This window comes from Stenotrophomonas sp. BIGb0135 (assembly GCF_024810105.1).
GTDB lineage: Bacteria > Pseudomonadota > Gammaproteobacteria > Xanthomonadales > Xanthomonadaceae > Stenotrophomonas > Stenotrophomonas maltophilia_AB.
Genome location: NZ_JANUDX010000002.1, coordinates 77,157 through 90,484 on the forward strand (window position 1 = coordinate 77,157; position 13,328 = coordinate 90,484).

At 68.7% G+C, this 13,328-nt stretch carries 11 protein-coding genes; 4 read left to right on the forward strand and 7 right to left on the reverse strand.

Annotated elements, in window-relative coordinates; all coding sequences use genetic code 11:
* Positions 1-18 precede the first annotated feature (18 nt).
* The gene (locus M2421_RS04795) at positions 19-1,512 is read right to left on the reverse strand and encodes a M20 family metallopeptidase (RefSeq protein ID WP_259203713.1); all 1,494 of its coding nucleotides are present in this window, start codon (positions 1,510-1,512) and stop codon (positions 19-21) included.
* 199 nt (positions 1,513-1,711) lie between these two features.
* Here M2421_RS04795 and M2421_RS04800 point away from each other — a divergent pair, with 199 nt between their 5' ends.
* The 4 genes from M2421_RS04800 (at position 1,712) to M2421_RS04815 (ending at position 4,912) form a co-directional block, all read left to right on the forward strand.
* Positions 1,712-2,041, forward strand: coding sequence for a helix-hairpin-helix domain-containing protein (locus M2421_RS04800; RefSeq protein WP_259204878.1), 330 nt, complete (start codon positions 1,712-1,714; stop codon positions 2,039-2,041).
* 390 nt (positions 2,042-2,431) lie between these two features.
* A complete protein-coding gene (locus tag M2421_RS04805; RefSeq protein WP_259203715.1) occupies positions 2,432-3,499 on the forward strand; it encodes a L,D-transpeptidase in 1,068 nt (355 codons plus the stop codon).
* Positions 3,500-3,681: 182 nt separating this feature from the next.
* On the forward strand, positions 3,682-4,287 hold the full coding sequence (locus tag M2421_RS04810) for a murein L,D-transpeptidase catalytic domain family protein (RefSeq protein WP_259204879.1): 606 nt from the start codon (positions 3,682-3,684) through the stop codon (positions 4,285-4,287).
* Between the two features lie 25 nt (positions 4,288-4,312).
* Entirely contained in the window at positions 4,313-4,912 is a 600-nt protein-coding gene (locus M2421_RS04815) for a HutD family protein (protein WP_259203716.1), read from the forward strand.
* Between the two features lie 103 nt (positions 4,913-5,015).
* On the opposite strand, the gene M2421_RS04820 is transcribed toward M2421_RS04815, so the two are convergent.
* The 6 genes from M2421_RS04820 to M2421_RS04845 all read right to left on the reverse strand — a co-directional run bounded on the left by M2421_RS04820 (position 5,016) and on the right by M2421_RS04845 (position 13,225).
* Entirely contained in the window at positions 5,016-6,623 is a 1,608-nt protein-coding gene (locus M2421_RS04820; protein WP_259203717.1) for a sulfite reductase subunit alpha, read from the reverse strand.
* Entirely contained in the window at positions 6,620-7,600 is a 981-nt protein-coding gene (locus M2421_RS04825) for an FAD:protein FMN transferase (protein WP_259203718.1), read from the reverse strand. Before M2421_RS04825 ends, M2421_RS04820 begins: the two co-directional genes overlap by 4 nt.
* Before the next feature lie 129 nt (positions 7,601-7,729).
* A complete protein-coding gene (locus M2421_RS04830; RefSeq protein WP_259203719.1) occupies positions 7,730-8,536 on the reverse strand; it encodes a DUF4198 domain-containing protein in 807 nt (268 codons plus the stop codon).
* Positions 8,537-8,618: 82 nt separating this feature from the next.
* The gene (locus M2421_RS04835) at positions 8,619-9,137 is read right to left on the reverse strand and encodes a DUF2271 domain-containing protein (protein WP_259203721.1); all 519 of its coding nucleotides are present in this window, start codon (positions 9,135-9,137) and stop codon (positions 8,619-8,621) included.
* A 38-nt stretch (positions 9,138-9,175) separates the two neighbouring features.
* On the reverse strand, positions 9,176-10,774 hold the full coding sequence (locus M2421_RS04840) for a PepSY-associated TM helix domain-containing protein (protein ID WP_310439348.1): 1,599 nt from the start codon (positions 10,772-10,774) through the stop codon (positions 9,176-9,178).
* A 30-nt stretch (positions 10,775-10,804) separates the two neighbouring features.
* Entirely contained in the window at positions 10,805-13,225 is a 2,421-nt protein-coding gene (locus M2421_RS04845) for a TonB-dependent receptor (RefSeq protein WP_259203724.1), read from the reverse strand.
* Positions 13,226-13,328 lie beyond the last annotated feature (103 nt).

A 13,328-nucleotide genomic window follows, 5' to 3' on the forward strand; every position in this document is an offset into this window, starting at 1 on the left:
CCGTCACGACGTGTGCGATCAGCAGCAGCCGTGGCCGCCGTGGCGGGTGCCGCTGTCGGCGGCGACCGGCGAGCCGCTGGTCTCGCCACGCAGGCTGGCCGCGTAGTGCTCGCTGATCACCTTGGACACGCAGGCAGTGACTTTCTTGCCCATCGGGATGTGCAGGAATTCGTTCGGACCGTGCGCGTTGGAATGCGGGCCGAGCACGCCGGTGATCATGAACTGCGCGCCCGGGAACTTCTCGCCGAGCATGCCCATGAACGGGATCGAGCCGCCTTCGCCCATGTACATCGCCGGCTTGCCGAAGAAGGTCTGGCTGGCGTCGTCGATCGCCTGGGTCAGCCACGGCGCCATCGCCGGCGCGTTCCAGCCGCTGGACGCCTTTTCCAGGTCCAGCTTCACTTCCGCGCCGTTGGGCGGATCGCGCAGCAGGGCTTCCTTGAGCAGCTCGCCGCAGGCCTTGCCATCGGCGGTCGGCGGCAGGCGCAGCGAAAGCTTCACTGCGGTATGCGGGCGCAGCACGTTGCCGGCCGAGGCCAGCGGCGGCATGCCGTCCACGCCGGTCACCGACAGCGCCGGGCGCCAGGTGCGGTTGAGCACCAGTTCGGCCAGGTCATCGTTCATCGGGCGCAGGCCGTCGACCATCGGGAATTTCTCGAAGATGGCGGTGTCCACCACCTCGGCAGCACGCTTGGCCTGCTCCTGGCGCTCGGCCGGGATCTCCACGTGCATGCCATCGATCAGGATGCGGCCGGTGTTCTCGTCCTCGATCCGCGACAGCAACTGGCGCAGCAGGCGGAAGCTGGACGGGATCACGCCGGAGGCATCGCCGGAGTGCACGCCTTCGTTGAGCACCTTGACCGAGAAGTTGCCGCCGGTCAGGCCGCGCAGCGAGGTGGTGCACCACAGCTGGTCGTAGTTGGCGCAGCCCGAATCCAGGCACACCACCAGCGACGGCTTGCCGATGCGGTCGGCCAGGTGGTCCACGTAGGCCGGCAGGTCGTAGCTGCCCGATTCTTCGCAGGCTTCGATCAGCACCACGCAGCGTGCATGCGGCAGGCCCTGTTCCTGCAGCGCCAGCACGGCGGCCAGCGAGCCGAACATGGCGTACCCATCATCGGCGCCGCCACGGCCGTACAGCTTGTCGCCGCGCAGCACCGGCAGCCACGGACCGAGATCGGCATCCCAGCCGGTCATTTCCGGCTGCTTGTCCAGGTGGCCGTAGAGCAGGATGGTGTCGTCGCCGGTCTCGGCGCCAGACGCCGGAATTTCCAGCAGCAGCAGCGGCGTGCGGCCTTCCAGGCGCACCACCTCCACGGTCAGGCCGGGCAGGTTCTGGGCCCGGGCCCAGGTTTCCATCAGGGTGACGGCCTGTTCCATGTAACCGTTGGCGACCCAATCTGCGTCGAACATCGGCGATTTGTTGGGAATGCGGATGTAATCGACCAATTGCGGGACGATCTCGCTGTCCCACTTTTCATTGACGAATTGGCCGAGTTTGGCGCTGTCCATCTGAAACTCCGGATGCATTGGCTAGTCCTCACATTCTACGCCGCTGGCAGGGGTAGGGATTTCCCTACACCACGTCAGGTATTTGGCTGGCTGTGTGAAGGGGCTGTGGACGATAGGCTGTGTGTATGTGGCGAGGGATGCTGGGGCCTCCGACGGGATAGCCGGCAGGACCCGGTTCCGAGCCACAAGGAGTTGCAAGGTGGGGTCTTGGTTTTCGTGGAAGGCGCTTGCGCTGGGACTGCTGTTGATCGGGGCTGCTCAGGCGGCCAACCGCATCGACATCAATACGGCTGATGCGTCGACGCTGCAGCAGGGATTGACGAACGTGGGGCCGCACAAGGCTGAAGCGATCGTTGCGTACCGGCGACAACACGGACCTTTCCTCCGGGTCGAGGACCTGGCACGGGTGAAGGGGATAGGGACGAGAACGGTCGAACGGAATCGACAACGGATGACGACGGGGGTCATGGAGAGCCCCGCCGCGGAACCGCCCAGGAGGGCGTTGCCGGCAGCCGTACCAAGACGCTGACCAACAGGACAGGTCGGAGACAGGCAGGAGCCCGTCATCGCCGGTCGCGCAGGATGCGCGGCGGCACCGGCACACGCAGGGAGGCGGTACGCAGGGATGCGGCGCGGAAGGATCGGCGCGGAACCACCAGGACGGTGGCGCCCAGGCTCGGGAAGGGCTGTCATGGCGGAGCGATATTCGGCCGAGTGCAGGGAGCATGGCCGGCACCCAAACTGGGCAGGATGCACAGGGGGAAGGCGGGAAGCCGACAAGGATGTGATGATTGCCCGGTACTGCGCAGGGATGCGTGGCCGGGCAATTTCTTTATGGGCGTCTGCCTGCGCGCGCCAACACCTGTTTCATGCAGTGCGTTGGTGTAGCGTCGTCGCATTACTGCATGGAATGAACCACATGGCACCACGCCGCGCATTGCTCACCCTGGCCCTGGCCACCTTGTTCGCCACCGGCGCCTGCGCTGCGACGGCCGCGACCCCGCCCGCCAGCAGTGCCACCGATACGGCCGTTGCCGCGCCGCGCGGTCCCACCGATCTCAAGCCCGGTGAATTCCTGTGGCATCCGGAAATCTCGCCGGCTGGCCCGATCGTGCTGGTGGTCAGCCTGGATGAGCAGCGCGCCTATGTGTATCGCAACGGCATCGCCATCGGCCTGAGCACGATCAGCTCGGGCAAGACCGGCCACGAAACCCCGACCGGCGTGTTCACCATTCTGCAGAAGGACAAGGACCACAAGTCCAACCTCTACAACAGCGCGCCGATGCCCTACATGCAGCGGCTTACCTGGGACGGCATCGCCCTGCACGGGGGCAATCTGCCGGGGCACCCGGCCTCGCACGGGTGCGTGCGGCTGCCGCAGGCGTTCGCGCAGAAGCTGTTCAGTGCGACCCAGCGCGGCGACACGGTGGTGGTGGCCGATGCCAAGAGCGCGCCGATGACGCTGGCCTATCCGGCGGTACTGGCGCCGGTCAACAGCACCGGCAAGCCGCTGCTGGAGACCACCGATGCGCCCGACCACTACTGGAACGACGCGGCTGCGCCGAGCGGGCAGGTCGGCATCCTGGTGAGCCTGCACGACCAGCGCCTGTACGTGCTGCGCGACGGCGTGCTGATCGGTGAATCGCGGCTGCAGGCCAAGGCATTGCCGGCCTTCGAAGGCACCACGCTGTTCGTGATGCAGCAGGGCTATTCGGACGTGCCCAGCCCGCTGGACGCGCACCAGCGCCTGCACAAGTGGACCGCCTATCCGCTGCTGGGGCAGAGCGCGGGCAACGCCAGTCCCGACCTGCTGGCCACCCCCAGCCTGCCGATGGCGCTGCCGCCGGCCTTTGCCGAGCAGCTGTACCAGGCGCTGGTGCCGGGTACCACGTTGCTGGTGACGAGCCTGCCGGCGGTTCGCCCGGTGGCCGATGAACAGAACCTGCAACCGGTGTTGGAATCGGACGCCGGCGGGTCCACCTTGTAGGGATTGGTCCTGCCGGTACGCCGTCGATGCCTGTGTCCCCGATCTCCCGAGTTGCCCTGTGTGCGTTGGCGTTGGCCGCGTCGGCGGGCGCCGCGCAGGCGGCCCATGCCGCCTCGGCGGCCGCCGCGCAGGCGGCCCATGCCGCCTCGGCGGCCGCGCCTGCGGCGCTGCCGGCGGCGCAGATGGCCGACATGCTCGCGCGCGCCGCCCCCGGTGCCGACCGCAAGGTGTTGCAGTTGGCGGCCAAGGCGATGACCTGCGCGCTGCGGCGGCCGGAGCTGGGCATCGACCCGACCCGGCTGAGCGTGATCGATTACTCGCGCCCGTCCACCGAACAGCGCATGTGGGTGTTCGACCTGGCCCGGCAGAAGCTGCTGTTCGAGGAGTGGGTGGCGCATGGCCGCAACAGCGGCGGCAACCAGACCGAACATTTCTCCAACCGCGATGGCAGCTTCATGTCCAGCCTGGGCGCGTTCACCGCCAGGGAAACCTACATGGGCGGCAACGGTTATTCGCTGCGCCTGGAAGGCCTGGAACCAGGGTTCAACGACCATGCCCGCGATCGCGCCATCGTGATCCACGGCGCGCCCTACGTGAACCCGACGATGGCCCGGCTGCAGGGCCGGCTGGGGCGCAGCCTGGGCTGCCCTGCGGTGCGCCTGACGGTGGCCAGGCCGCTCATCGACAGCCTGCGTGGCGGTGCGCTGGTATTTGCCTATTACCCCGACAAGGAGTGGCTGGCGCGTTCGCAGCTGCTCGGCGCGGACTGCGCCGCCAGCCCCGGCTGAGCGCGTACTGAGGCACACTGGCGGCATGTCGACTGATGCCATCCTGGGCGCGGCCACGCGCGTCATTCCGAGTGTCGAGTATCGCCGCGAGCGCTGGCGCAACGGGCTGGGCTGGACCCGCGAAATCCTGCGGGTGCCCGACACCGATGCCTGGCAGGTGCGGCTGTCGATTGCCGAGATCGAGCAGGACGCGGCGTTTTCCAGCTTCCCGGGGGTCGAGCGCGAACTGGTGCTGCTGCGTGGCGAAGGGCTGCGTCTGCGGTTTGCCGATGGCGCCGTGCACACACTGCTGCCACCGCACGACCGGCTGCGCTTTGCCGGCGAGGCGCAGGTCGGTGGCGAGCTGGTCGACGGCCTGACCCACGATTTCAACCTGATGTGGCGACGCGACCTGGTCGACGCCGAACTGCTGCACCGACCGTTGGTGGGCAGCATGTTCTTTTTCACCGAGCCGACGACGGCGTGGGCGATCCACCTGCTGGCTGGCCAGGCCGAATTCGAGGGTGACGCCGGCTTGCCGCCGTTGGAGGCGGGTGACACCGCCTGGTTGGCCGCCGGCGCGCGCACGCGATTCGCGTTGCGCGGCGGTGGCGAACTGCTCGCGATCCGGCTGAGCCCCCGGTAGCGTCGCCTCCCGATCGACTGCCGGTAGCCTGCACCTTGTTCGGTGGGGGCATGCCCGCGGTCGAAGGTTGCCCCGGTGCAGGGCAATGCGTTCGCCGTTGCCCTCAGTACACGTCGCGACGGTAGCGACCTGCGACGATCAACGCTTCCTTGCCGTCGCGTCCCAGTGCCTGCTCGATCACCGCATCCACCGCCGGGGCCATGCCCTGCAGGCTGCCGCAGACCAGGAGCGTGGCGCCTTGGCGCGACCATTCCCACAGGGTGTCGAGGTGGGCCTGCAGACGATCCTGCACGTAGCGGTGTTCGCCGCCGTCGCGGCTGAACACCGTATCCAGGCGCTCGATCCAGCCGGCCTGGTGCCAGGCGGTCAGCTCGTCGCCGAAGTAGAAATCGTGGGCGGCGGTGCGTTCCCCGAACAGCAGCCAGTTGCGTCGTGCGCCGGCCGCGATGCGTGCACGCAGGTGCGCGCGCAGTCCGGCGATGCCGGTGCCGTTGCCGATCAGGATCAGCGGGGCATCGTGGGCCGGCGCGTGGAAGTTGGGGTTGCTGCGGAAGCGCAGGTCGATCTGCCCACCCAGGGCGGCGTGGTCGCACAGCCACCCGCTGCCCAGCCCCGGGGTGCCGTCCGGACGCAGCTGGCGGCGCAGCAGCAATTGCACCTGGCCCTCATCGGGCATGCTGGCGATGGAGTATTCGCGATGCGGCAACGGACGCAATGCGGCCACCAGGGCGCCGGTGTCGGCGGCCCGCATTTCTTCGGCGGTGGGCAGGTGCGCGCGTGACAGATGCGCGTGCAAGGTGTCGCCGTCGATCACCTGCGCGCCGTCCAGCGCGGCGTCGGCCAGCCAGGCATCGACGGCACTCGGCGCATGCCGCGGGCCGATCTCGACCACGTCACCGGCCTGCCATGACGGCACGATGCCGTCGGCGGGGACCAGCGCCACCTGCCAGGTGGGCGCACCCGGGCTGCCGGCATTGACCAGCGCGCGGCTGCGCAGCCGCCACGGCAGGTAGTCGGCCGGGGTCCAGTCGGGCAGGTCGGTGGCGTCGCCGCCGAGCTGGCCCAGCAGTTGCTGCCAGTGGCGCAGTGCGGCCGGGTCGGCGTTGTCCACCTCGACCGTATCGAACAGCGGGTGCGCGCCCCGCTGGCGCAGCCAGGTATCGAGCTGGTGCCCGAACGCGCAGAAATGGCCGTAGCTGCGGTCGCCCAGCGCCAGCACGCCGTACTGCACGTGCGGCAACGCCAGGGGCTGCGCCATCGCGCCGCGCAGGAACGGCAGCGCGTGGTCGGGGGCGTCGCCTTCGCCGGTGGTGCTGGCGATCAACAACACCTGCGAGGCCCGCTGCAGCGTCGCGGCATCGACCTGGTGCAGGCCTCGGATGCGCACCGGCATGCCGGCCGCGCGCAGGGCCTCGGCGCTGCGGTCGCACAGGTGCCGCGCAAAGCCGGTCTGGCTGGCCCAGACCAGCAGCAATGGGGCCTGACCATCGCTGCCGCGACGGTCATCGCGTGCTCGCCCGCGCCACCAGATCATCCCGCATAGCCCGGCATACGCCAACACGCTGCCGAGCGCGATGCGCCAGTGCGAGGCCAGCGGCGCGCCCTGCCACCAGCGCTCCTGCAGGTGCAGGCGCAGCAGCAGCCCGGCCAGTACCGCCAGCAGGGCGATCACCAGCAGGTTGCCGAGGGTGGCGCGCGAGGGGCGGGTCATGCGGGCGACGCCGATGCGGCAGCGAGCAGGTGCTCGAAGGCCGGGCTCATGTGTTCGGTGATGCCGTCCGCGCCGCGGCTGACGAAGCGCGCCGCCAGCCCGTGCGTCCGGGCGAAGGCCAGGCCCTGCTCCAGGCCCATCACGGTCAGCGCGGTGGCCCAGCCGTCCGCCTGCATGGCGTGGCGCGCGACCACGCTGACCGCGGCGGCGGCATGGTCCACCGGGGCGCCGGTGCGCGGGTCCACGGTGTGGCTGAAGTGTGCGCCGTCCTGGTCGAAGTGGTGCCAGCGGTCACCGGAGGTGGCCACGGCCAGATCCTCCAGGGCCAGCACGCGCGGGGGATGGTCGGCCAAGGCGCTTTCTTCGGGGCCGGCTTCAACCAGCACCCGCCAGGGCTGGCCATCGGGCTTGCGGCCGTAGCCGTGCAGTTCGCCGCCCACTTCCACCAACGCGGCACGCACGCCCTGTGCGCGCAGCCACTGGCTGGCCTGGTCGACGCCGAAGCCCTTGGCGATCGCCGACAGGTCCAGCGCGACCGCGCCGGGTTGCTGCAGGTTGCCGTCCTGCCAGTGCAGGCGTTGCCAGCCGCAGCGGGCGCGGGTGGCGGACAGCGCGGCGGGGGTGGGAATGCGTTGGGCATGCGCATGCGCGCCGAAACCCCACAGTGCGACCAACGGGCCGACGGTGGGATCGAAGGCGCCACCGCTGCGGGCGGCGATGTCCAGCGCGGCGTCCAGGACCTGCGCGAACAGCGGCGGGACCGGCTGCATGCTGCCGGCCTCGGCGCGATTGAAGCGGGAGATATCGCTACCGGCTTCCCAGGTGCTCATCTGCGCCACGATGGCGTCGAGCCGGGCCTGGATGCCCGCGTGCAGCGGATGCAGGTCGCGCGTACGCGCGACCACCAGCTTTACCTGCCAGGTGGTGCCCATGGTGTGGCCACCGAGGCTGGCGATGTCGAGATCTGCGTTGTTCATGGGGTGGGCATAGGGGCCGGGTCGACCCGATTGCCGGCATCTCGGGGGTAAAAAGCCCCCTTCGCGTGGAAGGGGGCCGGTCAACGGCGTAGCGTTGTTGCGGGACTGCGCGGCAACCGCGGTGGGCGGTTACTGCGGCAGCACTTCCAGCGTGGCAACGTAGTTCAGGCGACGCTTCTTGGCCTGCTTGAGCGAGGCCTTCTTGTCTTCGCTGCTGGTTTCCAGCCAGTACATGCCGGCCTCCGGCCAGGTGATGCTGAACTCGCCCTTCTTGTCGCTGGTCACCTTGATCTCGTCCTGCGCGTTGCGGTAGCGGGTGCCGCCCCGGGTGATTTCGAATTCCAGGCCGGCGCGCGGCTTGCCATCGACCAGCACGCGGAAGCGGGCCGGTTCACCGGCGACCAGGTCGTTGGGATGGCCCAGGGCGATCATCTCGATGCCCTGCTTGGTCGGCTTGAGCGCAGTGGCGTTCGGGGTCCCGTTGGTGACGAAGGTTTCGATGCGGTTGACCGACTGCGCGACCTCCAGCTTCTTGGCCTTCTTCGGCACTTCGTTGGCGAAGGTGGCCGGGGTGCCGCGCCAGCGCTTGGGCGCGCCATTTTCTTCCCAGGTGGCCGACAGGCCGGTGCTGACCGACGCCAGGCGGTAGGTGCCCTGCTGGGTCAGCTCCACGTCGAACACGCTGCGGAACTTGCCGGTGGAGGCGTTCTGCGGCTGCACGATGGTGCCATCGGGTGCGGTGATGACCAGGCTGTCCAGGCGCAGCGGCACGTGGTTGAAGTAGAACAGGTCGTTGGACACGGCCGCATCCACGGTGATCCACGGCTTTTCACCGGCGATCACGGTCTGCGAGGGCTGCAACCAGGCCTTGTGGGCCAGGGCGGAGAACGGAAGTGCGGCGGCCAGGGCGGCGGCTAGGACGAGCGAGCGCTTCATCAACAACTCCATGTAAGGGACAACGTCAGTGGACAGGGGGCCGAGTGGCCGATGCTACCCGCCGTGGAGGGCGGGCGGTGGATCAGGGTTTGGCGGTCAGGGTAACCAGGCCCAGTTCGGTACTGCCCTGGGACTTGCCGTTCTGGATGCTGGTGGCCGGCCAGGTGAAGGGAATCTTGACCAGTTCACGCCCACCGACCTCGCGCACCGCTTCCACCACCAGCGTGTAATTGCCGGGCGCCAGTGCCTTCAGCGCGGGCTGCTTGTCGTTGAACGACAGCGCCTGCTTGCCGGCCGGGCGGGTGGGACCGGTGACGCCATCCACCGGCACGTCCAGGGTGCGGCCGCTCTTGCGCCACCACTGGCGCAGGTCGGGCAGCCACTTGGTGCCATGGCCTTCGCTGTTGCCGGTCTGCTGGTACCAGACCGAGAGGTTGGCGGCGACCTTCTGGTCGGCCCCTTCCAGCCACACCGCCACGTACGGGCGATGGTATTCGGCAACGGTGAGCTTGGGCACTTCGACGTTGATGTCGAGGGTGGCAGCGTAGGCCGGGGAGGTGGCCAGCAGGCCGCTCAGGGCGATGGTCAGGGTAACGCGCATGGTGCGGCTCCGTGGAGGACGAACGGTGGAAGTACGAATCAGTGGATCAGGATCAGCGCGATCAGCAGCGGCACCATCAGGCCCAGGCCGACCAGCGGCCAGGTCATGCGGCGCTGGCGGGCATGCAGGTGCAGCAGGAACAGGCCGGTGATGCAGAACACCAGGCAGGCGACGGCGAAGATGTCCAGGAACCAGCCCCAGGCCGGGCCTGCATTGCGGCCTTTGTGCAGGTCGTTGAAATACGACACCCAGCCGCGCGTGGTGGCCTCGTATTCGACGGCGCCGGTGTCGCGATCGATGCTCAACCAGGCGTCGCCACCGGGGCTGGGCATGGACAGGTAGACCTCGCCGTCGGACCACTCGGCGGGGCGGCGGCCGATGGAAATCACGAGCTGGTCGTCGAGCCAGCGGCTGGCGGAACGCGGCAGGGGCGCCTGGCCGTCGGTACGCTCGCCGAGCGAGGCCAGCACGGGCGCGGGCAGCGTGAGCTGCCGGTTGACGACCTGGGGCGTGGCTTCGATCCTGCTGGCGTGATTGAGGGTGATGCCGGTCGCGGCAAACAGGAGCATGCCGATCAGGCAGACGGCCGAGCTGATCCAGTGCCACTGGTGCAGGGTGCGCAGCCAGAAGCCGCGACTTTGTTGCTGCTGCACGCTGGAAAGGGGAGTGGCCACGGTCACGACATTGGGATTTGAATGGCGAATTACACCATTGATGAGAATGGTTCGCAATTTCTGGCGAACGACGGTGCCGTGGACCCATACCCGCCGTCTCCCGACGGTGGGACGGTGCGCGCGGGGAAGCAGGGGCCGTGTCGTTTTTTTCTTGAGGGCTGCCGAGCATGGCTCGGCACTACCGGTGATCCGCGCAGCACCCGCGGCGCGGCGCCGCCGCGGGCGGCGGTGCAATCGGTCGCATGCGTCCGATCCATCGCGAACGACGGTGCCGTGGACCCATGCCCGCCGTCTCCCGATCGTGGGACGGTGCGCGCGGGGAAGCAGGGGGCCGTGGCGTTTTTTTCTTGAGGGCTGCCGAGCATGGCTCGGCACTACCGGTGATCCGCGCAGCGCCCGAACGTCCGCTCGGCGGCGCGGCCCAGCCGGTCGTGCGCGCAGCCCTGGTAGAGCCGAGCCGCGCTCGGCTGCTCTTGCTCTTGCTGGTGCTGCAAGGCCCGCGGCGCGGCCCCGCCGCGGGCGGCGGTGCAATCGGTCGCGTGCGTCCGACCCTTTGCGAACGACGGTGCCGTGGACCCATGATCGCCGTCTCCCGATCGTGGGACGGTGCGCGCGGGCAAGTAGGGGGCCGTGCCGTTTTTTTCTTGAGGGCTGCCGAGCATGGCTCGGCACTACCGGTGATCCGCGCAGCGGTTGAACGCCTGCTCCGGGCGCGGCCCAGCCAGTCATGCGCGCAGCGGTTGAACGCTCGCTCTGCGGCGCGGCCCAGCCGGTCATGCGCGCAACGGTTGAACGCCCGCTCCGACGCGCGGCGCAGCCAGTCACCCGCGCAGCGGTTGAACGCCCGCTCCGGGGCGCGGCCCAGTCGGCCGTGCGCGCAGCCCTGGTAGAGCCGAGCCGCGCTCGGCTGCTCTTGCTCTTGCTCTTGCTCTCAATGCGGCGCCCCACCGCCCCGGCCGGCATTCCGCCGGCCCTCGGCGGTCGCCGTCGCCCTCAGAACGTCGCGTTCACCGAGATCCAGTAACTCCGGCGCTGGTCCTTGGTCGCGTAATCGTCCACGCAGTTGTAGTCGCTGTCGCTGATCAACACGCACGACTGTGACACGAAGTCCTTGTCGAACAGGTTGTTGACCCGCGCATTGACGGTCAGCCATGGGGTGATGTCCCAGCTGCCGCCGAGGTGGAAGATCGTGTAGTCCTCGTAATAGCGCGTCTGCGAGCTGCTGACGCCGCCGACGTTGCTGACCAGGGTGTCGCGGTAGCGGTCGTAGCGGCCTTCGCCGATCAGCGACAGGCTGACCGCTTCGCTGACCTGCCAGTTCAGGCTGGCATTGGCCATGTGCCTGGCCGGGTTGCCGGTGATCGGCAGGCCCTTGCCGCTGCCGCTGGTCTGTTCGCTCCTGGTCCAGGTGTAGTTGCCGCGCAGCTGCAGGGTGTCCAGCAGGTCGACTTGGGCGGCCGCTTCCACGCCACGGGTTTCGGCCTTGTCGATGTTCACGCTCTGGCCGAAGGTGCTGTAGCCCAGCTCGGCCCAGCCCGGCCCGATGTCCACGCAGTAGCTGCCATCGTTGGGGGCCACTTCGCAGTTGGCGAAGGTGCCGCCGCTGGCGATCTTGTCATCGAACCTGTTGAGGAAGCCGGTGACGTTGAAGCCCCAACGATCGCCTTCGTAGTACGCGGCGATTTCGTAGTTGGTGCTGGTTTCCGGCGTGAGGTTGGGCGAGCCGACCAGCGGCGTGACGCCCTGGCCACCGAAGCCGACGATGCCGGGGAACAGCTGGTCCGGGCGCGGGGTCTTGTAACCGGTGCTGACGCCGCCCTTGACGGTCCAGGCAGCGTTGGCGTTCCACACCAGGTAGGCGCGCGGGCTGACGTGGCTGCCGAAGATGTTGTGGTCGTCGTAGCGCACGCCGACGGTGGCGGTCAGGCTGTCGGTCAGCGACCAGTTGTCCTCGGCGAACAGCGCCCACATGCGGTGCTGCTGCTTCACGTTGTTCTTGTAGCCGGCGCCATCCATGCCGAACACGCCGTCGATCATGTCGGTGTCGTTGTACTGGCCGCCGACGGTGAGCTTGTGCGCGCCGAAGGTCAGGTCGAGCATCGTGTCCAGCACGTTGCCCTTGAGTTCCATGGTGCGCAGCGGACGCGGCAGGAAGGCCTGCAGGCGCGCCAGCTCGGCGGCGTTGAGTGCGCCCAGCCCGTTGCGTGCGCCGGCCGCGCAGTTGGCGGCGGCGCCGGTGCGACGGCAGACGTCGTTCCACAGGCCCTGCAGCTCGGCGCGTTCGTCCAGCGTCAGCGGCAGCGAGCGGCCGAGGTTGTTGCTGGTGATATGGGTGAGCGTGGTCTGCCAGGTGCCGAATCCATAACGGCCCTGGTGGGTCAGCGCCCACTGGTCGCGCTCATAGCGCTGGTAGGCGGTGTAGCCCACGCGCGGCTGCACCACGCGGCGGGTGATGTTGCCCGGGCCGTTGGGATTGCGGACCGTCGCATTGCCCACGCGCCACAGGCTGGCCAGGCTGTCCAACGTGCCGGTCTGGCCTTCGCTGTTGTCGTACTTCTGCCGCGACGCGTCGTAGTCCAGCCACAGTTCGTGGTCGTCGTTGACCATGAAGTTCAGGCGCATGCCTGCGTTCCAGTTGGTGTTGGCCACCGCCTTGCCGCCGGCACCGAAGCCGATCTCGCGCGACCACAGGGTGCCGTCCGGCAGCGGCAGGTCATCCCACGCCGGATTGGATGCCTTGGCGTCGTAATAGCTGCCGCGTACCGATACGCCGAGGCGGTCCTTGAGCAGCGGGCCGCTCAGGTAGACATCGGTGCTGCGCGCGTCACCGAACTGGTCGTCCTGCTGCACCGTGAACCCCTGGGTGACCGCGCCGCGCCACTCGGCCTGGTTGCGCCGGGTGATGATGTTGATCACCCCGCCCATGGCGTCCGAGCCGTACAGGGTGGACATCGGGCCGCGCACCACTTCGATCCGTTCGATCGCATCCAGCGGCGGCATGTACGAGAACTGGCCGCCGCCGAAGTTGTTGGGGTACAGGTTGCCGGCGTTGCTCTGGCGGCGTCCGTCGATCAGCACCAGGGTGTAGTCCGAGGGCATGCCACGCATGGAAATGGTGGCACGGCCGTTCTTGTCGGTCGGTTCCATGCCCACGTCGATGCCTTCCACGTCGCGCAGCGCATCCACCAGGCTGGTGTACGGGCGCTTGCTCAGTTCCTCGCGGCTGATCACGCTGATGCTGGCCGGTGCATCGGCGATCTTCTGCTCGAAGCCGGCGGCGGTGACCACCACCTTGTCCAGCGTGGTCGGCGCGGCGGCGCCGTTGGCGAAGGCGGGTGCACTGAGCGCACCGAGCAGGGCGATGCTCAGCGAGCACCGGGAAAGGGACGTGCGACGACGCTGGCGCTGGGCCATGGCAATAACCTCGAAGGAAAGCGAACGGACGCATGCAGGCACGGCCGGCAGGCCGTGACACGCGCAACAGATCAGGAGAGCGCCCGCGGGGCGGGCAGGCAGG

Coding starts and splice junctions, on each gene's coding strand:
- M2421_RS04795 (WP_259203713.1), bottom strand. CDS start 1,512: ATGGACAGCGCCAAACTCGGCCAATTCGTCAATGAAAAGTGGGACAGC.
- M2421_RS04805 (WP_259203715.1), top strand. CDS start 2,432: ATGGCACCACGCCGCGCATTGCTCACCCTGGCCCTGGCCACCTTGTTC.
- M2421_RS04810 (WP_259204879.1), top strand. CDS start 3,682: ATGGCCGACATGCTCGCGCGCGCCGCCCCCGGTGCCGACCGCAAGGTG.
- M2421_RS04815 (WP_259203716.1), top strand. CDS start 4,313: ATGTCGACTGATGCCATCCTGGGCGCGGCCACGCGCGTCATTCCGAGT.
- M2421_RS04820 (WP_259203717.1), bottom strand. CDS start 6,623: ATGACCCGCCCCTCGCGCGCCACCCTCGGCAACCTGCTGGTGATCGCC.
- M2421_RS04825 (WP_259203718.1), bottom strand. CDS start 7,600: ATGAACAACGCAGATCTCGACATCGCCAGCCTCGGTGGCCACACCATG.
- M2421_RS04830 (WP_259203719.1), bottom strand. CDS start 8,536: ATGAAGCGCTCGCTCGTCCTAGCCGCCGCCCTGGCCGCCGCACTTCCG.
- M2421_RS04835 (WP_259203721.1), bottom strand. CDS start 9,137: ATGCGCGTTACCCTGACCATCGCCCTGAGCGGCCTGCTGGCCACCTCC.
- M2421_RS04840 (WP_310439348.1), bottom strand. CDS start 10,774: ATGCCGGCCGGGGCGGTGGGGCGCCGCATTGAGAGCAAGAGCAAGAGC.
- M2421_RS04845 (WP_259203724.1), bottom strand. CDS start 13,225: ATGGCCCAGCGCCAGCGTCGTCGCACGTCCCTTTCCCGGTGCTCGCTG.